We start from the raw sequence: 21,488 nt of genomic DNA, 5'->3' as shown, positions 1-21,488 counted from the left end.
GAGGCAGCCGCATAAAAAAGGCCCGCGCGAGCGAAGCTCACACGGGACCCGAAACTTGATTGCAGAGCGCCTGAAGAACCTCTGTCTAATCGTGTTCTCCCGAAAAAGCAACGTTCGCGCGGTCTCTACAGCTGAAATCAGCGGTGCAATTTCCACTGCAATTTCGAGAGACCTATGAACAAACCTGTCACTCCCGATCAGTTCCTCCTAGTCACAACAGCGTCTGAACGCGATCACACGAAGCGCCTCTCTGCGGATACCGCGATTGAGCAACTAGCATTGCCTCCGGGATCCGCGGAGCAATTGGCCGGCAATGACCGCGATGGCGAAGTTTGCCTGGTGCCGAACCAGGAAACCATCCTAGCGCGCATCGACAGTCAAACCGGTGACCTGTGGTTCAAGCAGGTTAATTGGCCTGATGACGATGCGCAGATCAAGGTGTCGCAAGATCTGATCCCAATGTTCGTTGATCAACTTTGTGACCTGCTGGGAATTGGTTCTTTCGGGAGGGCTGGCAAATGAGATCGCCAGATCCCGACGACTATCCCCTTCGACTGGTTCGTTCCCTTTGGGGCTCTAAGGTCGTTCTTCCGTCGAAAGAAAGGGGGGGCTGTTCGGAGGAAGCAGGCATCCAGAAGGCTCCTGTTGCCGCCGATCAGCGTGGCCAAATTGCCCAATTTTTCTTCAAGAACTTTCCGCAAGGTTTCACGGCAGACGAGGTTGCTGCGCACCTCAAGTTTTCTCCGTTTTCGGCGCGCCCTCGTATTTCCGATCTGCATCAGGTCGGACTGATCCGCAAGACCAGCGAGCGGCGCCGTAACCGGAGCGCGATGACAGCAAGCGTCTGGGTCGCAACGGCGCTGCTGGTCGGACAGGACGCTGTACGCGCTGCCGAGCGATTGGCGCAGCCCAACCTGTTCGAGGCCCCCGCAGCATGAGCGACATGGATCGCGGGCAATTGCGATCGTTCACGGGTGACAAGCTCGACTGGCTGTCTGCCCTAAGCGCCGACCCCCGCCTAGACGCGAGAGCGTTTGAGGTCGGCTTTCAGATCGCTCAACATCTCAATGCACAAAATGGTGTCGCCATTCTGTCCGACGACACCATTTCCGATAAGACGGGAATACCCAAGCGCTGGGTTTTGAGAGCGCGAAACGCGCTTCGGTCATGCGGTTGGATCGACTGGCGCCGCACTAAAACGGCCAACGTCTATTGGACGAGGGGCGAGCAGATCAATCAGGTCATTGACCATCAAATCCTCCTGAAGGAACTGCGGCAAGAGCGTCGATTGAAGCGCAAAGCGCCCCAAGAAACGCCACCCGTGGCACATCTCAAAATGTCAAATACGCCACGCGTGGCCAATCTAGAACCGCCACCCGTGGCCAATGCAGAATCGCCACCCGTGGCGAACATACACCTTAGTAGTTACACCTTCGGTCTAACACCTTCAAAGATCTCTCCTCCAGTGGAAGACTCTCTATTGAGTATAGAGGACGAACTTGCTGCTGAGGCTTGGCTACTTGCGGAGCTTGGCGCGGGGGATGCTGCACTAGGCAACCTCATAGCAGACGAGATCGGTAAGCACCGCTTTCTGAGCTTATTGGGTGCCCTGACCACGGGCACACTGCATCGCTCGCAAATCTACGCAGCCTCTGAGTCTGCAATGGCGACCAGGGGCACAGTTCATGCAACATGATGCGAGCGCTTGCCAGAGACCGACTGAACGCTGGCACATCCTGGAGCCCTTCATACCCGAAGAGGCGACGGCACTCGACCAGGCGGAGATGATTGAACCATGACAATGGAGGCGAAATTGGTCGATTCGGACGAAATCCAGGATGCGGACACCGGTGAGGTTGCCGGTATGGATGCTGTCGCGATCCTAGAGATGGTCTTGTCGAGCCAACAGCGACTAATCGAGTCGGAGAGAGTCGATGCAGCGCGGACGGCGCTAGCCCTTGCTGCAAGCGATTTGGAGTCTATCAAGGCGAATGAAACCGATGAGCGGGCCTATTTCAAAGCTGCGGAACGACTTCGCGAGCGAAAGGACGCTTTTTTACTGAAACGTTAAATGACAACGTTCGGTATTACGCCTATATTGCAAGCATATTGGTTCTCCCTGTCCATATCAGGGGCCGCGCGTGCAGCCGGACCGCCCAGCACCATTTCCCAATGGGCTGAACTCAGGCGAGTGAGACGCAAATCTCAACATAGCTGTAGGCGCCCGCCGATGAAGCGCAGTTAGTCCTGCTTCGATCGACCCGCGTCCGCGCTCTCGCCCGGTGGACGACCATGAAATCCGATCGGCCAGCCTATGACACGATGGTGCAAGTTAAGACCCGTGAACGGGCAATGAAGGCCTGGCGAACGATCGCTGACGCCACGGAGAAGCTGGCCGGCAATCGGAGGCTCCACCTCATCAACGGGCTCAGCGCGGAGATGCTTGAGCCAGCGGCTATGCCCCGATGGCCCGACAAGGCCCGTCAACCCTCGCCCGCTATGACGAGCTGGATGCAGAAGCCGCATTGATCGCCACGGATCTTGAAACCAGGGCTAGCAAGCTCACCCGCTATGTCAGCGAATGGGAGCAGATGACCACGGACCAGCAGAACCGGGCGCTCATCCTCGCCATTGCGGATCGGCTGGGTATCGAGGCCTCGGGCAAGTGACCAAGAAAAGCCACCCCAGGCAGAAGGCAGCGTCGAGGAAGGCTGTGGCCAAGGTCGCGCCGCAGTCAGCCGTTCCAGCGTCTCAAGCCAAGCCCCCTCAACAGCGCAATACCGTGACGATCGACATGGTGGAGTCGATGAAGGGCGCCCTCCGTGCCGTGGGTGGCTCTAAGGCGGATGACTGGAATGAGGTCATCGCCGATCAAGCTATCAGGACGATCTGGAAGAGCAGCAACCCCGAGGCTGCTCAGAACCAGCTCGATGGTGTCATTTCGGCGATGATCTGCATCAGCCCCAAGGACGAGTTTGAGGGCATGTTGGCGGCTCAGATGATCGGATCTCACAACGCGGCCATGGAATGCTACCGCCGGGCTATGTTCCCAGAACAGTCATTTGCCGGGCGTCAGGAAGCCCTCAACCAAGCCAACAAGCTCTCTCGTACCTATGCGGCCCTCCTGGAGGCCCTGAACCGCCATCGCGGCAAGGGGCAGCAGAAGGTCACCGTCGAGCATGTCCACGTCCACAGCGGCGGGCAGGCGATCGTCGGCAACGTGGCCGGGGGTGGGGGTAAGGCAATTATGGAAAATCAACCCCATGCTTCTCGATATGCAGAACGCTCCCAGGTGCGAAGCCAGGACCAAGAGTCGGAACGGGAAGCCCTGCCAATCGCCGGCAATGCGTAATGGGCGTTGCTGGATGCACGGGGGACCTTCTCCTGGCGCCCCGAAGGGCAATCGGCACGCGCTGAAGCACGGCCGTTACACCGCTGAGGCAATCGCTCGGCGGCGGGAAATATCGGCGCTGGTCCGCGACGCCCGTAGCATGTTGGGCGCCCATTGAGCACTAGATCCGCGTTCTGGCCAGTTTCGGCTGATCTTCCATTGGTTGCGGCGACGTGTAGTATCGCCTCATGATCGCGCCTTTCCCCACCTCCGTTGAAGATAGCAAAGACCGGATGATTATCCGGCTCGATCCTGGCGGCCCAATCGATCTTGAGGGCCTTGCTGCGAGCTTCGCTGCCCTCGCACGATTTTACGCCCGGCATCATGGGCAAACCCAGGACGCCGACACGACTCCGCGGCTTTTTATCTCCAAGCTCGAAAACGGAAGCGTCGTGGCGGAGATCGTGCCATACGTCGTCATGCTCGGCCAAGCCGTTCCATTCATGCAGCAGGCCATTGTAGTTGCGAACTTCACAACTCGCGTGGGGAAGGCAATCCGCGCTTTCTCTGGCACGGAAAGTCCCGCGGATGCGCTCACTGAGCTACCTTCACGAGACGACGCGCGTGACATCCGGGAATTTGTGAGGCCTTTGACCGGTCGCAAAGGTTCTTCGTTGGGGATCTCACACGCTCGATATGAGCGCCAAGATGGAGACAAGCGCGTTACTGTCGAATATCTCTTCGACGAGACGGAGATCAACCGTGCGGCGCTAACAATCGATGCTGAATTGGCAACTCCGGCGTTGCCGGCTCCGCCGCCTCAAGAGCCTGGGTCCACGAAGACAATTCAAGAGGCAATGCTGTTTTTTCAACAAGCCAGCAGGGCGGCGGGTAAAAGCGCCGGACGTACAGGCGATAGGGCAATCGTCCCCTCGGTCTCAGAGAAAGCTCTTCCGGTATATTTCGTCAAAGACGCGGGGCTAAAAGAGCAAATGGTGCAGGGCCAGACAAATCCCCTGACGGACACCACGTACATCATCGACGCCGAAGTTCAGCTGGTGGATGGAGAGCCGAAGGGTTACGTCGTTACACGTGTCGTACGCGTCATTGAAGGCGGCGACTAGCAGCACATTGGCTGAGGGCAAAAAACTTGATCGGGCTCGGGATGGGACTTGGCCTCGGAAATATCCGAGCGCACCCGCAAAAACCGGAACGTAAGATGGTCAAATATCTGTTCGTGGACGGCGGATTTCTCGAATCGATGGTGCCAAAAACAGAGAGATTCTTTGAGGTTTCGCTATCAAATTACCCCATTGACTATCGCAGCGTAGCCGGAGGCTTTGCGCGAACGTTCTATTATGATGCAACTCCAACCGTAAAACTCGATGAAGACCCGCTAGTGTTTGCAACCAAGCTCCGTGCAAAGGAAAAGCTGTTTGCGCGGGTAAACCAGACCCCTTTCATGCATACGCGGGAAGGGATTACTAGAAACAGATCAACCCGCCGCGTGCTTCAGCAAAAGGGCGTTGATATTCTCCTCGCGATAGATGTCTTTAAGCATGCCTCAGTTCGCAATATGGACGAGGCGCACATCATGACTTGTGATCTTGATTTTTTCCCGTTGTTCGAGGCACTGCGAGATACTCCTGTTTCAGTTCACCTTCATTGCTACACAGACGAGACAAGTCCCGAACTGATGTCCCTTGCTGATGTGGTTATTCCTATTAACCCGTTTACGATTCTCCAATGGATGCATCATGGTTCGCGCGATCGGTTAGTCGAGTGGAACGTCAGCATGAACGACCTGGGAGAACATGAGTTGTTCAAGGAAGGGATCTATGAGGGGCTACCGTTTCACATTTTCAAGACGAAGGTGCCCAGCGCTCGACCATTCTTTTCCAGGGCGATGGCACACAATCCAGGCAACCTCATGCGATCGGAGCGCTGGGAATTTGCCGTCGCTGATTTCGAATCGCGAGTCCAAAAGCGTGTTCACTTCGAAGACGATTAAATCGGATGAACTAGCGAAGCATTGACCTGATCGAAGACGCAGAAAAAGCCGCTCCCCTCTCGTTCAAATGCCCGAGCTTAGCCAGTTCTGCGGCTACATCGCGCAAAGATCTGTTCTTGCCCAATTGCTTCGCGACATCGACCATTGCGGGCTTGCGCTCAGTCCAGCTCTTTCGCCCTTCCACTTTAGCGCCGGTCCTTCGACGTTTACGCTCTCTCGCGCCGCGCAGCTTGGCAACGGTCATTGCCTTATCGAATTGTGCCACAGCCCCAAGGATCTGGCGGATCAGCACCGCCGTCGGAGTATCGTCCATGAACTGATCGGGGGAGTCAGCGGCGATCAACGTTACACCATCTGCGTTCAACCGCTTCCATCCCGTCTCCTGAACGATCAAGTCTCGCGCAAAGCGGTTGGCTGTCTCGACTATGATTGTCCGGACGCCATTGGTGGTGATCAATTCGAGGGCGGCCATAAAGCCTGGCCTCGTATCGATGGTGTCGCTGCCGGCAATAGCCGGGTCGTCGAACCACTCGACAATGCGGTAACCGGCTCGGTTAGCGTAAGCCTGGATCGCCTTGCGCTGACGGGTGACGCTATCTTTCTCCGGCCCGACATTCGCCGCCGAACTGGTTCGCGTGTAGCCAATGGCGGCCTTTCTTTGGCGTTTCTCTTGGTCTGACATGGACTTACCTGAGGATTGTACGGTTTTCTCAAGATAACCGTACAGTCTTCGAGCAGCGCGTCAAGTTTCGCAGCTCCACGTGGACGCCCACCTTTCGACGGTGGGCACCACGTCTTCTGCTCGGCAGGCCTCGGGCCGTTTGACGTTAGCGCCGGAACACACCTGGCGGCGCCTCGGGGCTATCGGTGGAATGAATGCTCGATCTCGCGCAGCATGGCTAGTGCCCCATCGGTATCTAGCCCGTGGGAGAGTTGTTGGTCTGCGAAACTGGCCGCCGCGAGCGCAAGAGCGGCTATAAGGCTTATCGCGGTGCTTCGAGACCAGCCCCTCTAGGCCCCTGCGACAGGCAGCGCGACTCCCGATCTCGAACCCGTCGCCCGCTGTGCCCAGCTCAACGAGTAGCTACAGCTCTGACATTGTAAATTGGAGTGTTCGCGGCTGTATTCTTGAATATCTGCTTCCACTCGGGGTTTGCCGTCTTATCAAGCATCGCCTGATGAACATAGAAATCGATCCTAAAAGTCCCGGTGCCTCCGGGCTGCGGAGCACCGGGAAGCGTCACGTAAACTCCGTGCAACCCCCTCCCGATTTCAAGCGGTATCCGATTGTTCTTCGCTTTCCAGATCTTGACCTCGTTCTCGTCGCACCACCGAGAAACCGGAACATAGCCCGCAGGGATCGGTCCTTGAAAGTTCTCGAACACTACCTTTTCCATCGTGTCTGTTCCTTATAAATGAAGCCCAAGCTGTTAGATGATCTCGAAACGATAGATTTGCAAAGTTGGACTTGCATTCTACGCTTCGCGTCTGTGCAGAGCGATCCGCAACCTCGTACCATCTGCGCCTTCGCTGACCTGTTCTTTCTACGCCAGACGAAGCACCATTTCGGTTAGCTCGGGCTGCCTTTCAAATATTAATAAGCCGCCATGCCCGGGCTCCGCATGCGCTTCACCACCGAGCAGATCCAACAGCCGAGGCAAACTCGGGCTTGATGCCACTTGGGCGACATTTCAGGCGCGTACACCCTCGCCTGACAAGCGGCGTGATCGCGAAGCATGCCGGTGTCTCGACCCCGATCAATGTAATCTGGCATATGAAGTAAACGCCCGGTTTCAGCACGGGCGTTCAACTTCCGGCACAGCCGTTACTCACAGAATATGTTCTGAACCTGAAGCAGCGATGGAAGCGTAGACCTTCAGCGCACTATTTTCGTAGTGAATTATATCGGGCAATCCATCGCGCGTCACATCCGCAACCTGGAATTGATCTGACGTTTGGGTCGCCCAGGCATCGTAGTAGGCGAATGATGAGCCGTTGGAAAGCGCGACATAATCCTTGCCGTTGTAATTCTGAAGGAGATCGGCTTTCCCATCGCCGTTGAAATCAGCGACTGTGTCGGTCGACTGCGCACCAGGTGTCCACAAGCTCCAGTTGCCGAAGTGAGCACCGTCAGATAGAGCTACATAGGCGTTGCCGTTGTAGACTTGAACCACATCGGCCTTACCGTCGCCATTGAAATCGGCAAGCCTATCCGAAGACGTAGTGCCGCTAGCCCACTGCGTCCATGTTCCGAAGTTCTGCGCTCCGGCGTCATAAATTCCCGCATATTCCTTGCCATTGTAATACTGGACAATGTCTTTGTAGCCATCACCATTGACGTCAGCGAATTGGTCGCTAGCTGTAGCGCCCGTCGCAACCTGCTTCCACGCGTTGAACCCCCCCACACCGTTTGGATGGGCAAAGTAAAGATTCCCGTTATAGTTCTGGGCGAGAACATTATCCCCAGAAGAAAGCTCGACTAAGTGATCGCTAGATGTCGCACCGCTGGTCGCAAGCTTCCATGGTTGGAAGCCATTTGCGCCGTTCGATAAGGCAACATACGCACTGCCATTGTAGATTTGGAGCAGATCAGAACGTCCGTCGAAATTGAGATCGGCTACCTGATCAGAGGTTGTGGCCCCCGTGGCCCACTGCGTGTACGCACCAAAGCCAACTTCACTTGACAACCCAACCTTCACAAGGCCGTTGCTGCCAATTTGGAGCGTATCAATAGCTCCATCACCATTGAAGTCTCCAACAACGCGATCGTGACTCGTTGCTCCGGTCTCCCAAACGTGACCAAGCGAAAACGCGTCCGCCTGCTCTTGTACCGATACTCTATATGTTCCGGTATGCGAAGAAAATGCACCTCCGTCGACATAGTAGTAGCCAGACTTTGTTGGCACGAACAAGAGATGCGATTCTACGCCATAGCCGCCGTCGTCGTTCGAAGTAAGCACGGCGCCGGATGAATCCCGCAATGTAACGAGAGTATCGTCCAAGGTGCCGACACCCGACGCGGTCCCCTGCTCATTGATCGCATACGTCTGGTCGCTCCATAGAAATACGCGAAACCAATCGTGATCGCCGGCAATTTCAATGTTCCCTGCTGCAGCCTGTCCATTTACAACAAGGCGTCCACTGGTTGCAGTAGAAGCAAGATAGTCATCAGCCGGATTTGCGGCTATTGGCGTAAGCTCAATGGTGAAAGAGTTTGCGGTCGATACGCTGGCTCCCCACTCATGAACTCCGATGTGGGACCAGGTCTCCGATGTTCCCGACTGGAAGACGCCACCCGACAATTGAAGCTCGCTGGCACCAGTAAGAGAAGAGAAGCCTCCTGGTGGCGTGTGCTGTACATGCGTAGTTCGATCGAACCCTTCGTTCGGACTGTACGGAAATACTCCGGTGCTGGGATTGAGCCAGCCGGACAACGTACTGTCGTGGAAATGGGCCCAGGTGGGGTGTATGCCTCCTCCTGTTGCGGAATCGACGTCGACGAGGTCGATCCGGAATCCACTCCAGTCGGAGCCGCTATTGTTGATGATGACCGGATCAAACAGAGCTTTCAGCTCAGCATCCGTTGCTCCTGCACCGTACGCCAGATCGGTTACTATCAGATCGATTGGAAGGGAATTGGTGAACGTAACGGAGAAAGAGACCTCGGGCTTGTTAACCGTGGCGTTTGTCACCGTAGTAAAACTGCTAACCGAGCTTCCTGAGATTTGCCAGGTCGTCTGTCCATTTACGTTTGGGATCAATGAGGAAACCATCGCACGCTCCTAATTGCTGAAATCAAATTCCCGGAGATGACAGGCAGTCATGTTAGTAGTATGTAAAATGCGATTAAAACCCGAGGATACTGCATTAACATATTCGGTTTGACAAGGCTGTGCCTTGTGCCGGATGCGACCTCTTCAGAGCGATCCGCGAGCAGCGCGCCTATGTGGTTACCAAAGGCACGCTCACGCACGACGGCAGTCCGCCTGAAGAACGCAGCGAGCTTGCGGCGGACACCATCCGATCGCGACGGAATTGGTGCTCCGGGTCGTCGGCGGTCTCGAAATCAATGGTCGACGCCGCACCGTCGATTTTGCCGATACGCTGACCTACAAAGGCATGATGCATGCCGCCGTGCCCACCATGGCTTCCGGGTTTGAGCTACACCAACGCATCATGGACGCTGAAAGGAACGCGCCTCGCTCGCGTGCTGCGTCTCCATAACCAACACGTGCTTGCGGATAGTCGTCGCGACATGCTCCCGGGCATGAAGCAGCGGATTAACGGGCCGTGGTGGCCCCAAATAGGCCTGACCATGTGCGGCCCGAACGGTTCAGCTCTGTATCACGGCGTCATCAGGCCCCCGCGCTCTGCCAGTCGACGTCGGCGAACGCATATCCCATGTGCCGCGAGAAGGTGGCAGCGGAACGACGCTTACCCTCTTGGCAAGGTTCTCCCCACAGACTGACCGGTGCTGACGAGGGACCGATCCGCATGGTGGGACAGAGCGAAGGTAGCCCTGCTGATGTCCTTAGAGCCAAGCTGGAGCAGCTTGTTCGAAGACAGCGCGAAGATCTGAAGGGCCAGGGCCTGCCAGTCGCCGGCAATGCCTAATGGGCGATGTTGGATGCACGGAGGGCCTTCTCCCGGAGCGCCGAAGGGCAACCGGCACGCGCGCGTTCCGCAGCGACGGGTTGCGCTCCTAATCTCTCCGCCGCTCAGCCCGAGCGTCGAGATACAAGACCGAGGCGAATGTGGCGGCTAGAGCCAAAACCGCAATTCCGCCAGCAACCAAAAAGCCTGCCACCATAGCGGGACCAGTATTCCAGCGGGTCTCGGCGCGGCAATTCACGTTGTGATACAGGGCTGAAACAAACACACGGCAGTCGCGAAATTCCTCAATGATGTAGCCCTTCAGTTACAGCATTTGCCGATTGGAGTTGCTAAGCCACGCGCGGTTAGCGGAGGTCCCAGCATGTCATCCGATTTCGCTCAGAGCCGCAAATGGAACGAAGACCGCACGAAGGTGGCCGCAGATCAGGCCCGTACGGTCCATCCTCATCCGCCCGCTTCCAATGTGGCCGAGCCGGCAAACTCTGCGGACGCTCCTTCTGATTACTTGCCCGGCAGATGGAGCTGGGGGCCGGCGAAATCCGCATTCAATTGGTAGAGCACCCGCGCAGCGCCGCATGGGTCGGGCGGGCGGCGAACTGCCGCGAGCCTTTCAAAAATTCCGGCCATTTGGTCCACCAGCCGAACTTGGCCAACCGGCAGTGACGACCCGCACCTTGCAGTCGAGCGGCACCCATTCCGTGATATCGCCGCTCGACATCCCGAGTTGTACGAGGGTGGCAGAAGCAACGGGATAGCACGACAGTATCGCGACGTCTGGATTGTCGGCTCGTACTCGCGCTCGAGCCGCGGCCTCACTGCCGATGGCTACCGAAAATTGTCGAATCCTCTCGCCGCTGGTTGTCCAGATCGTCCAGCCGCCGTTTAGGTCCATTTTCGTCTCCTGCAGTATTGCGAAGAGCTAGCACGACCGCCGCGTCGTGGCGCGGAACTGTGCGTACCTGGGCGGCGAGGTCCTGACGGCCGAGCACCGCCTCAGCAGACCGGACCTGAAAGAGTATGCAAGCCTGCCTCTATAGCCGCGATATCCAGCTCGATCTGCGCGATGGAGAGCCCGTAATCGAACCCAGTCTTAGCCTTCAGGTCAACTGCCAAGCGTCGGCGATGCATCCTCAGATCCTCAAGCGACTGTCGGTCCTTTAGTCTCGCGTAGCCGTCCACAATCAACTCAATAGCGCTCGACATGACGCAACCCACAATCAATGTTTGCAATACGACTAGGCTAACGGGGAAAGCGACCTCTGTAAATTGCGAAAGAAAAGGCCCTCCGAAGTTGGGAAGTTGGCCGGGGAGTTTGTTTGGACTGTGCGACCGGGGGTCCCCGGCCGGGCTAACCTGTATCCGACATCGCCAGGGTGAACCGGCAGCACCCATTGGCTACCGCCTCAGCCGCTGAGGGTCAGACCTTGTGCTCGACGTCGGGCACTATTCCGAGCTTGCCGAGGAACAATCTGAACCTCCGGACCTCTCTATCCGTCCAATCAACAGAGGAGATTGATCATGAATGCGATAGAAATCGGCGGGTTGATCGTCGTAGGGATCATCGCTTTGGACGTGGCGCTGGGGTACGCGTTAGCCCGCTGGAACATCGATCTTTGATGGTTGGTCCGCCAGCCCGAAGCGCCAATAGCTCGGCGTAAATGCCCAAGATTGCTGCACTGATATAGATGTAGACACACGACATCGTCCGTGTGCGGGAAATGAACTTAGCTCCTTGGGCGATGCGACATGTATCCCTAAGCTATCTAGAACCGGGCCGCCAGCGTGAGGCGGGCCTCGATTTTCAATGCGAACTGAACCTTCACACTCCACCCCCATACTCATGAGTATCCGGGATTTTTGCTGATCCCCGTCTCGGGGCTGGACTGAAATAAACGCCGCCGGGATGCACATTTCGAGTCCGGCGGCGTGATTTGCCGCGCGCCCTAGGTTGAACCTGCGGGCCAGTTTGGGCGAAAGCGGGGGGGGGACACTAAGCGATTTACGGCGCGAGTTGGCGCTTGGAGTACCCATGAACTTCCGTTCTGGTCTATTGCTGGCCGCGATTTGCTGCGCATCCGGAAATGCTTGCATTGCCCAGCAGGGGGCGGCGGGGCCAGACGGGCTATATCCACCACCGCCCGAGACTTCCCTGACCAACCAGCGGACCCGCAAGCGTGCCAACGCAATGGGGCAAAAATCTTCGTCGGTATCTAAAGCGATGACCTGGGAAGAAGAAAACGCCCGACAGCAAGCGGATGAAGATCAGCTGAAACGCAGAATGAATATTTGCCAGCGCTGCTGAGCGACAACATCCCAGAGCTCCCCCAGGACGCGCAGTAGCTCGGGCGCCTATCTAGCCAACAGTAATCGACAATATTGACTTCCCCATATAGCGGCGAGCGCTTCCAGGCTAGAATTGGCAAGGTGTCATGTGAGCAAATGTGAACTTGGGCATGACAACAAATGACAACATTCCCCCCGGCGACAATTGCGCCTCTGACGCAATGACGCGCGCGAAGCTGAGAAGCAATGAAGCTTCTCTTTGTTTCTAGTATGTGAATAGAGTGACAGCCGCGCCATGCCTTCTGTGCGCCTCTGGCGTAATTTCTGCGCAGTACGCGCGTTTGGCGATGGTAGGAATTAGCAAGGTTCGTGAGGACGAGTCAGTTATTGAAAGCCGAGCCTTGTCAGAGATGTAAGGCATAAAATATTGCCCTTTCTCAGGTTGATCGCTCGACCCACCTAGCCGGTTTGAAACGAAATCAAAAAATCAAACTGTCCTAGGCCTCATCCAGCAGCGGGTTTGCCACAACCGGCCGCTTGCCTCTCTTGCGCAGTAAATCGTTGAAGGCCTCAATTGCGAGCGCGTTCAACGTGGCGTCGGATTCTGCAGCCAAGATCCTCAGCGCCCGCCAACCCTCGGGGTTCATCCTGACCAGCAATGATTTGAACGCTCCTGGATCGCGGGAGGCCAGACGACCGACTTTCTTGCGAGGCATGACGCTGGGCTCATGTAGCGCCGGCTAAGCGCGCGCGATGCGGCTGCTGGCAGGTTGGTGGGCCGCCGACCCTAGCGCGACGCCGGCTGATAAAACAGAGCGGCAACAGACAGAGCGCAGTCACCGCTTTGGTGCTTGTGTGATAGCACAGCATCAGATAGGTAGTGATAACGCTTCTTCTCACTACCTATGGAACTCAAGCAATGACTTCCGTTCCCGTGCTCGCCGAGGCCGTCAGTCTACCCGTCGCCATTGCTCCCGAACTGGCCGCAGCCGTCTCCTATGCCAAGGCCGAGAAAGCCCCAGCCACGCGCCGAGCTTATGAGACCGACTTCCGGCTGTTCCGCACCTATTGCGAGGAGAAGGCTGCCAGCGCCTTGCCGGCGCTCCCTGAGACAGTGGCGGCTTATCTGGCGCACGGCGTCCAGGAGGGCTCTAAGGCGTCCACACTCGGCCGGCGCCTTGCCGCGATCCGGTACGCGCACAAGCTGGCGTCCCTGCCGACGCCAACCGACAGCGAGGCCGTCAAGGCAACGCTCCGCGGCATCCGACGCACCATTGGCGCGGCAAGGGTCAAGAAGGCGCCGGCCGTGGCGAGCCGCATGAAGGCCATGGTTGCCGCGTGCCCCGCGACCATTGCCGGCAAGCGCGACCGCGCGCTGTTGCTCTTGGGGTTCGGCGGTGCATTTCGCCGCTCCGAGCTTGTCGCACTCGACATTGAAAACATCGAGGAGACCCCAGAGGGGCTGCTGGTCGTCATTGCCAAGTCCAAAACGGACCAGGAGGCGGAGGGCGCCACTATTGCTGTGGCGCCCGGATCCGCTGAAGCTTGCCCCGTCGTCGCCTTGCGCGACTGGCTGGACGCTGCCGGCATCGAAGTGGGCCCGGTGTTCCGGCCCATCAATAAGGCGGGAGTAGTGGGCGCCGAGCGGCTGACTGACCAATCGGTTGCTCTTATCGTGAAGGGCTACGCCGGCCGCGCGGGGCTCGATGCTACCCCGTTCTCAGGACATTCGCTTCGCCGCGGCTTCCTCACCTCCTCCGCAGCGGCGGGGAAGTCCATCTTCCGAATGAAGGACGTGAGCCGTCACAAATCGGTGGACACGCTGGCTGGGTACATCCAGGAGGCGGAGCTGTTCAAAGAGCATGCCGGAGCGGGACTGTTATAGGGTTCATGATCCAAAAGCCTGAAGCGGAACGTACGGGCCTTGCAGCAATTATCTCGAGATGAGCAGCCGGTTAATTTACGAGAGTAGCAATGGGGACACCTGGTTTTTGGCGCGTCATCCCTCTTCGAACATGCCCATGGTCAAGCATCAGCCCAATCCACGTGAAGCGACGAGCGCCCTCAGCCACCGATGTCCACTCTCGCCAGTAATCCCGACGCCGAGCTGACGCCGCGAACGCGCGTGCCGCTACGCGACGACATACGTCGAGCGAAGAACGTCTTCTTTGCGAGCCGTTCCGACAACATTCGTTCTTAGCGACTGCACCTGATTTTTTCCAGCGTGTTTGGCTCGATACAACGCTTTGTCCGCGCGCTCAAGAACTGCAGCGAACGTGTCAGCGCCGTCTTCGCAACATGCGAGGCCCACACTACCTGAAATGTGTAGCGAAGCCGGACCAATCTTGTACGGAAGCTTAAGGGCAGTCACAAGTTCGCTCGCTAGTGAGATAGCCCTCTCGATTCGAGTATCCTTATCAAACAAAATCGCAAACTCGTCACCTCCGAGGCGAGAGGGGAAGTGTTTTTCTCCGACGACTTTTACGATGCGCGTTCCGACTTGTTTCAAAAGATCATCGCCCGCTCCGTGCCCATGCGTGTCGTTGACAGCCTTAAATCCGTCTAGATCAATCAGCGCAATAACGAAGTGGGACTGTCCGGAACGACTGTTCTCTAAAGCAACCAGCGCCCGCTCTTCCAAGCCGGACCTATTTGCGAGACCAGTTAGATGGTCCGTGCGAGCTAACACGGAAAGACGGTGCTCCGCTAGGAGCTGCGCCTTGATCCTTCCGTAAACGACCAAAATGATCCTGACAGCAGCGAACAGAAAATAAGACAAGATCAATGCAATTAGGAAGTGGACTGCAGTACCTGCTAGCAGAGCGGCTGCAATTAGCGGAATGAAAAGCATCAAAGTATGAGGGATCGCCACTTCGGGGAACGCGCCTGCGCGTGTCACCAGGCCGATCATGTATGCAGCCACGATGATTGCTGTTAGTTCAATTGAAATCGCGTCTTTCAAGCAGGCGGCTCGAATAGCTAATGCTGCTATGTCTAGTGTGAAGAAACTGCCCGTCACGAATATGACCTTCCAACAGGTGGTCAAGCTCGGCCAACCGCTCTGACGATTAAGCCGCGCGAAGAGCAAGCCAACAACCATTCTGTTGATCGATAGGATTGTGGCGCCGACACCGAAGGCTAAGAGCCACGTATCCTGCGTTTGCGACCACAATAATGGTGTTGCGAGACCAAGCCCAACGGCGAACATTCCATAGGAGGAGGGCTCGGTGAATGCAGCTTCTTGCAACTTGACTCTGATGCAATCTGGCAAATCTTCTTTTAGGTGATCCTTGCTAAACACAGCCTGCCCCTCCGGCGCAACTATCAAAAGCATGAGGCAAACGGGTTGATTTTAGGTGGAGCTGCACAGTTAACAATGCTTTAGATATATCTCCTGCATTTGCTGCGGCTGCGCACTCGCAGGGTCAAAGTCAAAACGTGATAACCTATTGCGCCCCCTTCTGGCGCAGAGCCGGAGAGCCGTCAGTCGCCGTGACGTCCCGTGGGTTCGCTGGTACTTGGCGCCGAGCTGCGCCTGCTCCGTCAGCAGCTTTTGACCCGTAGCTGACGTGCACCCCTGCCGGTGCAATTCCGCTTCCCGATGAACGACGGGACATCGCGAGCGCTGCCAAACCGACCCTTCTGACCGCAAGCCCTTTATCGTCCACGCTCCGAATCTTCAGCGACGCCTTCGTGCGCCTAGCCCGTGTGTCCCGAAACTTTGCTTGGTGAACTCGACGACACACCGTCTGCCGCTGGTGCGAAGAGCAGTTCCACTAGAGCCCTCCAGCCTTCCTGCAGCTCGCCAAAAGGACGGAGATCCTCGAGGAACGGCCCCCATCGTGACCTTTGGATCCGGTGAACCCTTTTTGGTTGATGCGAATGGTCCCGTCCGCATCGATCGTCCCATCGTAAGTCGCTGAATCGGGCTTACCCGGAATACCTGTTTGTCCGGCGAGCACTCCATTTTTTATCGTGCTTAGAAGACGGGTCGACCAGCCCATTTGCTGGCCCACCGGATCGCAAACGACTCTTGTATCCCAAAATCCGTCATAGGCTTTTACCAGTTCCGGTGCAGGCGGCTTTAAATAGATCAACGTATTGGACAGTGATCCATAGACATAAGGCTGCTGCGCATTCTTGGTGGCTCGCATAACCTCATCTCGCACTTTTCGAAACAATGACGCAATTTCGAGCCCCTGTACCTCCATATTGGCCAGCAGGGCGTTCGTAAACGGGCTGTTGCGGCCGGCGCCGTCGCTCGCGACCGTGCCGTCCTTGGCCGAGAAGGCCACCAGTACATTCGCTGCAGGATCCGTCCGGGCCAGCCCCTTACTCACGGAGCGCATGAGCACTTTCCGATCAACGGTTGCAGCCTGTGAAACGGCTTCGATCGGCTGCATCGAGGTGGAAAAGGGATTGTCTCGACAGGCGTCCAAAATGACGAGACCGAGCTGGCCCGCCTTGGCGACCTGCGCATTGATGAGCCGAAGGCTGACGGCTTCATTCGATGCGTCGGCTTCGGTCGCTAGTTTGCGTCAACAGGTATCAGCCAATTCTCTCCATTCGTCTCGATCCCGTGGCCGGCATAAAAGACAACGACCATCTTGGCGCCCTCGGCCGAGTTGCCCAATTCAATGACGGCATTCTTCAATTCAGCCGCGCTCGCGTTTTGGAGCCGAGTAACCTTAAACTGCATCCGCTCTAGCGCGTCCGCGACGTCGCTGGAATCTCGTGTCGGGTTGGGTAGCTCCGGCACATTGCGATATGCAGAGTTGCCGATGACCAGCGCAACCCGCTCAGCAGCGCGACCCTGCGGAATCATCGGCAGGGAAAGGGCCAACATTCCAAGAGTGACGTGGAACAACCTGATCATCGAACTGCCCCTGAATCCCGACGAGGATGATGTCACCGATATTGAAAGGCGAAAGCCAGGTGCGATGGGTTGCGAGCGCAGGGGAAAGTTCAGTAAGGCCGCCTCAACGAGTAAGCCGAAGTTTCCCCTGCAACGTACCTAGCCCATTTCTCGATCCTTATCACGGCAACGAAAAGGGGCCGCTGCTACTTCACGGGCCGGGCTTGAGCACCGCACTAACCGGCGTGCTGCTGATAGATAGTCTAGCAAGCATGAGGAGTTCCATCGTGTGGCCTTTCGGTTACAGCCTTCTGGGCACCCGAAGTCGTAGTCTTTTTCTTTGGTAATAATTCTGGGGGCGAGTACGATGGGACAAATTTCGTTTGTTGGCTCGGTTTCAGCGATGTTGCTCGCGAGCGGCAGCATGTCTTTGGCCGCAGATATGGCAGTGAAAGCGCCGATGGCAGCACCAGCACCGGTGTTTAGCTGGACTGGCTTTTACATTGGCGGCAACGTCGGTGGTGCCTGGAGTCATAGCAGCGCCGATGCCTATAACGGGCCCGTATTCCCCGCAATCTTTATTCTGCCGCCCACTTTTGCCATTCCGACGCTCATACCGGGGCAAATAGACACGTTGGCAGGTCCTGGCAACAAGAACTCTTTCATAGGCGGTGCCCAGGCAGGCTACAATTGGCAGATTCAGCAGGTTGTGCTCGGCATTGAGGCAGACGGTCAGGGCACGAACTTCGATCGTTTTTCTGAGACTAAGACGCGCGTCTACAACGGACCGCTCACCCAGACGGTGACAGTCGACTATGGACGTATGAACTGGATGGCCTCTATTCGCGGCCGACTCGGATGGGCTGTGGACCGCGTCCTTATTTACGGGACCGGTGGCGCCGCAGTCGCCGATTTCGGCGGACTCACAACCACGGTCACGACCAACCCGCTCGTGACGCCTAATCTATCCTCCAACAGTAGCGGCTCCGGCACGCGGTGGGGCTGGACGTTGGGTGCGGGAGTTGAATGGGCATTTGCCAACCAATGGAGCCTTGCCGGTGAATACCGGCATGCGGACTTCGGCCGGAGGTCCGTAAATGCTGTCATACCGGACCAATTTGGAGGTACAACATCGGCGGCTCTAAACGTGGGGTTGAGCGTCAATCAGGCGACGTTTCGGGTGAATTATCGCTTCGGCGGGCCGGTCGTCGCCAAATATTGAACAGTTTACAGACCGCCAATCGAAGAGCCCCGGCATCGTCCGGGGTTTTTTTGTAGGTCCGCCTTGGGTCACAAGCCGCCGATCACGCCCAAGGTGGGAGACTTCCGCTTTGCGTTGGCAAGCCGACGTTTATAAGTACACGTCCTAGTAAGGCTGGCGAGCGCCCACGATCGTGTTGAATAGGGCAGCCTGTTCACCAGCTAACGCGCTAGCGTATGGATACGAGCGCGCCTTGTCGTCGGCCGAGAACTGCCCGCGCGCCGGCCGATCTCCGTGATGACCTCGACCCGAGAACCGAGGTCATAGGCTCAAGCATATGGTCAAGCTTAGACACAAGCCGATCTCCAAATCAGAGATCGATCATTCCTCACTCGACGCCTTCAATGGAAGGTGGGACCGAAACAGCGCTTACGATGATCGAAACAGCCGCGTCCTAATTCTATTGCTGACTTTCGGAATGTTGAAAGGCGTCTCGAGCCCGGCTGAGGGCGAGCGTGTCAAACGAACGGGGCTTGGCTTGCAAAATATCGAAAAGGCACAAAAGCCGCGGCTTTACTGAACATCGGCTCCGAGACACGGGAGAGGCGTGAACAGATTCATCAGGATCGCTGCAATGTGCAGTGCGGTTGGTTTATCCCCAGAGGTGCCAATCCTCAAAGTTTGCTCCATTGGATAGGGCTGCATATGCATGCCCCTGATAGAGTTGGAGCAGATCCACCTTGCCATTACCATTAAGGTCGACAAGCTTATCGCTTGCAGTTGCTCCAGTTGCCCAATTTTGCCACGCGCTGAAACTAGATCCTGTCGAAAGGGCTACAACTTCGCGGCCGTTATAGAATTGAACTAAGTCGGCTTTGCCGTCTCCGTTGACGTCGGCAAGGGTATCATTAGCGGTTGCACCAACTGCCCAATCCTTCCAAGGGCCGAAGATCGAGCCCGTAGAGAGAGCGATAATCTCACGGCCGTTGTAATGCTGAACAAGATCAAGCTTACCATCCCCGTTGACGTCAGAAAAAGCGTCTGAAGCGGTCGCGCCTGTTGCCCCCACATTCCACGGGCCGAATGTTGATCCCGTCGACAAGGCAACTACTTCCCGCCCGCTATAGAATTGCACAAGATCCGCTCTGCCGTCCCCATTTACATCAACCAATCTGTCGCCCGCCGTCGCGCCCGTTGCCCAATCTTTCCATGGACCGAAGCTGGATCCGGTCGACAGTGCGACCACCTCACGACCACCATAGAACTGGATGAGATCTGCTTTCCCGTCTCCGTTGACATCGGTTAGCCCATCGCTCGCGGTCGCCCCAGTTATCCAATCTTTCCAGGGTCCGAAACTTGATCCCGTAGAGAGAGCAACCAGCGCGCGACCGTTGTAAAACTGAAAAAGGTCCGCTCGACCGTCGCCATTGAGGTCATGAGGTCTATCGGCCGACGTCAGACCGGTTCCCCAGAAGTATTCTTGCTGAAATTCATCTCCCGTTGATTTGGAAATCCATGCATCACCATGGTCTATGCGCAGTATATCTGCCGAACCATCCCCGGTGAAATCCGCAATAACCGCGTTGGAGTCGAATTGCAGAGCTGGCGCGAGCTGAGTCGTATTGGTGATCTTGAGGCTCGGGGGCGACATGGATAAATCCTGCGGACCGGCAGAAAGACTAAAGCTCGAAGCATCAAAATACCCTTGTAAGTGTAACGAGACGGTCTGAGCCCCAGCGTGAACGGTTAGAGTGCCACCGGCTTTATCACCGGAATAGTTATAGTCGGTGACTGCATTAAGGGAGACGCCTTTCACGATGACTGTATCGCCAGTATTCTTTGGCAAAACCGTCCCTGAGAATGTCGAATAGTCATCCAAAATGAGCGTGCCATGCCCATCCCCGAATACCACGTTCTGCGAAGTTGGACCTGCCAACTCCAAGGTGAACCCGATGTAGTGGACGCCTGTTGCAAACCAGATAAACGCGGGAGCGATATTTAGACTGCCGGCGCCGGTGATTGGTCCATCAATGATTAAACTGTCGTTGTTGTCAGGAAAATTCGTGTTTGTCGGGTGAAGGCGGCCCGCAAGAATAACCCCATCGTTCGTGACGGGCCCGGAAATTTCGCCACGTCCTTCCACGGATCCTGAAGCGTGAATGTGTAGTTGATTAGCCTTTATCAAACCGCCTTGTGATTGGGGACCAGAGAACTCGTTCGATCCTAGAAGCAATAAGCCATCGATCGTCAACGCGTCCCAGTTGTACGTTTGAGGGCCCTCAAGCGTCAGTACTCCAAGTGCTCCGATACTATGCAGGCTCGATTGAATGGAGACGTAATTGTTTGCGACGGGATCGTACGTCAGTATGACGCCGCCATTGACAAGGGTTACGTTAGCATTGCTGCTGCTGATAGTATTGCCGAAGTCCAAAAACAAATGACTGTTTGCGATAGCTTGATATGAGCCATCGCTCAGCGTCGAGCTGCCGCCAGATGTGACATGAACAGTCAAGTCCCCGGAGGCCGCAATGAGTGACCCTGAATGATTGTCGAGACTGTTCGCATTTAGGATCAAACCGCTCCCGACCACTGTGCCGGCATTTGTGTAGGATCCGGAAACATTGATCTGGCCGCTCCCTTGTATTTGGCTTTGGGCTAAACTCGTCAGCAACTGCGCGTTCAGCGAACCTCCACTAAGCTGAACAGTTTGGCTTTCAATAGTGGCGCTCTGATCGATTGTCAGAGCCCCCTCAATAGTAAGATAATTGCTTCGAAGAATCAGCGAACCAATCTCATAACTTTGACCATTAAGAATGTGTACATTCGACCAATAAACGCTGCCGTCTTGTTGGGTCACCGTTTGGAAAACCACGTCGGCATCTGGACTATTCGGGACGACGCCACCAACCCAGCGAGCTGGATCATTCCAGTTTGCGTTTTGAGTGGTAAGCGTGGGATTGAACGTATAGGTCGTCATCTACCAAGCCCTCATCTGCGGCAACTATTCTTGGCGAGTGATTTGGGTTAATAATTTTCACCAAAGAACCAGTGCAGAAAACTTCTACTGCGGCGCCAACTCGTCCAATTGGTTGTGCTATCCGATCAATTTGCTGCTAAAGGTGCAGGCAGGCAAGCGTAAAAAGGGGTACCGCACGCACGGCTTAGCCGGAATGCGCCCCCGCGGGATTTCTGG

The 21,488-nt window shown here is 56.4% G+C and carries 21 protein-coding genes and 1 pseudogene; 13 read left to right on the top strand and 9 right to left on the bottom strand.

The window, feature by feature from the left end:
• Positions 1-174: 174 nt before the first annotated feature.
• The 9 genes from BRA1417_RS0103515 (at position 175) to BRA1417_RS0103475 (ending at position 5,342) form a co-directional block, all read left to right on the top strand.
• The gene (locus BRA1417_RS0103515) at positions 175-522 is read left to right on the top strand and encodes a hypothetical protein (RefSeq protein WP_027514632.1); all 348 of its coding nucleotides are present in this window, start codon (positions 175-177) and stop codon (positions 520-522) included.
• Entirely contained in the window at positions 519-938 is a 420-nt protein-coding gene (locus BRA1417_RS41615) for a hypothetical protein (protein ID WP_051448267.1), read from the top strand. Before BRA1417_RS0103515 ends, BRA1417_RS41615 begins: the two co-directional genes overlap by 4 nt.
• The gene (locus BRA1417_RS0103505; protein ID WP_027514631.1) at positions 935-1,696 is read left to right on the top strand and encodes a hypothetical protein; all 762 of its coding nucleotides are present in this window, start codon (positions 935-937) and stop codon (positions 1,694-1,696) included. The genes BRA1417_RS41615 and BRA1417_RS0103505 overlap by 4 nt, the downstream gene beginning before the upstream one ends.
• 99 nt (positions 1,697-1,795) lie before the next feature.
• Positions 1,796-2,071: a hypothetical protein gene (locus BRA1417_RS0103500; RefSeq protein WP_156948573.1), complete on the top strand. Its 276-nt coding sequence runs from the start codon at positions 1,796-1,798 to the stop codon at positions 2,069-2,071.
• Between the two features lie 394 nt (positions 2,072-2,465).
• On the top strand, positions 2,466-2,669 hold the full coding sequence (locus tag BRA1417_RS43585; protein ID WP_156948572.1) for a hypothetical protein: 204 nt from the start codon (positions 2,466-2,468) through the stop codon (positions 2,667-2,669).
• 44 nt (positions 2,670-2,713) lie between these two features.
• A complete protein-coding gene (locus BRA1417_RS39480; protein WP_245286136.1) occupies positions 2,714-3,352 on the top strand; it encodes a hypothetical protein in 639 nt (212 codons plus the stop codon).
• Positions 3,264-3,509, top strand: coding sequence for an HGGxSTG domain-containing protein (locus tag BRA1417_RS46095; RefSeq protein WP_371259971.1), 246 nt, complete (start codon positions 3,264-3,266; stop codon positions 3,507-3,509). The genes BRA1417_RS39480 and BRA1417_RS46095 overlap by 89 nt, the downstream gene beginning before the upstream one ends.
• A gap of 70 nt (positions 3,510-3,579) precedes the next feature.
• Positions 3,580-4,455 carry a hypothetical protein gene (locus BRA1417_RS0103480; protein WP_027514628.1) on the top strand — a complete coding sequence of 292 codons (876 nt, stop codon included), beginning with the start codon at positions 3,580-3,582 and terminating at the stop codon, positions 4,453-4,455.
• A gap of 95 nt (positions 4,456-4,550) precedes the next feature.
• Positions 4,551-5,342 (top strand): NYN domain-containing protein, encoded by a 792-nt coding sequence (locus BRA1417_RS0103475; protein ID WP_027514627.1) that lies wholly within the window; start codon positions 4,551-4,553, stop codon positions 5,340-5,342.
• A 10-nt stretch (positions 5,343-5,352) separates the two neighbouring features.
• Here the strand turns inward: BRA1417_RS0103475 and BRA1417_RS0103470 are convergent, their stop codons facing one another.
• The 3 genes from BRA1417_RS0103470 to BRA1417_RS0103460 form a co-directional block, all read right to left on the bottom strand.
• Positions 5,353-6,024, bottom strand: coding sequence for a recombinase family protein (locus BRA1417_RS0103470; RefSeq protein WP_027514626.1), 672 nt, complete (start codon positions 6,022-6,024; stop codon positions 5,353-5,355).
• A 391-nt stretch (positions 6,025-6,415) separates the two neighbouring features.
• The gene (locus BRA1417_RS0103465) at positions 6,416-6,739 is read right to left on the bottom strand and encodes a hypothetical protein (RefSeq protein WP_027514625.1); all 324 of its coding nucleotides are present in this window, start codon (positions 6,737-6,739) and stop codon (positions 6,416-6,418) included.
• Between the two features lie 432 nt (positions 6,740-7,171).
• Positions 7,172-9,115 (bottom strand): VCBS repeat-containing protein, encoded by a 1,944-nt coding sequence (locus BRA1417_RS0103460; protein WP_084462111.1) that lies wholly within the window; start codon positions 9,113-9,115, stop codon positions 7,172-7,174.
• A gap of 114 nt (positions 9,116-9,229) precedes the next feature.
• Between BRA1417_RS0103460 and BRA1417_RS45270 the strand changes: the two are divergent.
• Positions 9,230-9,531, top strand: a pseudogene (locus BRA1417_RS45270) (FAD-containing monooxygenase EthA); the annotation flags it as partial.
• Between the two features lie 1,418 nt (positions 9,532-10,949).
• Here the strand turns inward: BRA1417_RS45270 and BRA1417_RS45265 are convergent.
• A complete protein-coding gene (locus BRA1417_RS45265; RefSeq protein ID WP_027514622.1) occupies positions 10,950-11,159 on the bottom strand; it encodes a hypothetical protein in 210 nt (69 codons plus the stop codon).
• An 826-nt stretch (positions 11,160-11,985) separates the two neighbouring features.
• Here BRA1417_RS45265 and BRA1417_RS43580 point away from each other — a divergent pair.
• Positions 11,986-12,258 carry a hypothetical protein gene (locus BRA1417_RS43580; RefSeq protein ID WP_156948571.1) on the top strand — a complete coding sequence of 91 codons (273 nt, stop codon included), beginning with the start codon at positions 11,986-11,988 and terminating at the stop codon, positions 12,256-12,258.
• A 478-nt stretch (positions 12,259-12,736) separates the two neighbouring features.
• Here the strand turns inward: BRA1417_RS43580 and BRA1417_RS43575 are convergent, their stop codons facing one another.
• Positions 12,737-12,955: a ribbon-helix-helix domain-containing protein gene (locus BRA1417_RS43575; RefSeq protein WP_156948570.1), complete on the bottom strand. Its 219-nt coding sequence runs from the start codon at positions 12,953-12,955 to the stop codon at positions 12,737-12,739.
• 203 nt (positions 12,956-13,158) lie between these two features.
• Here BRA1417_RS43575 and BRA1417_RS0103430 point away from each other — a divergent pair, with 203 nt between their 5' ends.
• The gene (locus BRA1417_RS0103430; RefSeq protein WP_027514621.1) at positions 13,159-14,124 is read left to right on the top strand and encodes a site-specific integrase; all 966 of its coding nucleotides are present in this window, start codon (positions 13,159-13,161) and stop codon (positions 14,122-14,124) included.
• A 246-nt stretch (positions 14,125-14,370) separates the two neighbouring features.
• Here BRA1417_RS0103430 and BRA1417_RS0103425 read toward each other — a convergent pair whose 3' ends face one another.
• From BRA1417_RS0103425 to BRA1417_RS45930, 3 genes are all read right to left on the bottom strand, one after another.
• On the bottom strand, positions 14,371-15,540 hold the full coding sequence (locus BRA1417_RS0103425; RefSeq protein WP_198034785.1) for a GGDEF domain-containing protein: 1,170 nt from the start codon (positions 15,538-15,540) through the stop codon (positions 14,371-14,373).
• Positions 15,541-16,015: 475 nt separating this feature from the next.
• Positions 16,016-16,723, bottom strand: coding sequence for a caspase family protein (locus BRA1417_RS45260; RefSeq protein WP_084462110.1), 708 nt, complete (start codon positions 16,721-16,723; stop codon positions 16,016-16,018).
• A gap of 44 nt (positions 16,724-16,767) precedes the next feature.
• Entirely contained in the window at positions 16,768-17,115 is a 348-nt protein-coding gene (locus BRA1417_RS45930) for a caspase family protein (protein WP_027514618.1), read from the bottom strand.
• Between the two features lie 346 nt (positions 17,116-17,461).
• Here BRA1417_RS45930 and BRA1417_RS0103410 point away from each other — a divergent pair, with 346 nt between their 5' ends.
• Positions 17,462-18,316 carry an outer membrane protein gene (locus BRA1417_RS0103410; RefSeq protein WP_027514617.1) on the top strand — a complete coding sequence of 285 codons (855 nt, stop codon included), beginning with the start codon at positions 17,462-17,464 and terminating at the stop codon, positions 18,314-18,316.
• Positions 18,317-18,947: 631 nt separating this feature from the next.
• On the opposite strand, the gene BRA1417_RS41600 is transcribed toward BRA1417_RS0103410, so the two are convergent.
• Entirely contained in the window at positions 18,948-21,272 is a 2,325-nt protein-coding gene (locus BRA1417_RS41600) for a VCBS repeat-containing protein (RefSeq protein WP_084462109.1), read from the bottom strand.
• Positions 21,273-21,488 lie beyond the last annotated feature (216 nt).

This window comes from Bradyrhizobium sp. WSM1417 (assembly GCF_000515415.1).
Classification (GTDB): Bacteria; Pseudomonadota; Alphaproteobacteria; order Rhizobiales; family Xanthobacteraceae; genus Bradyrhizobium.
This window is presented reverse-complemented; position numbering and strand designations above follow the sequence as displayed.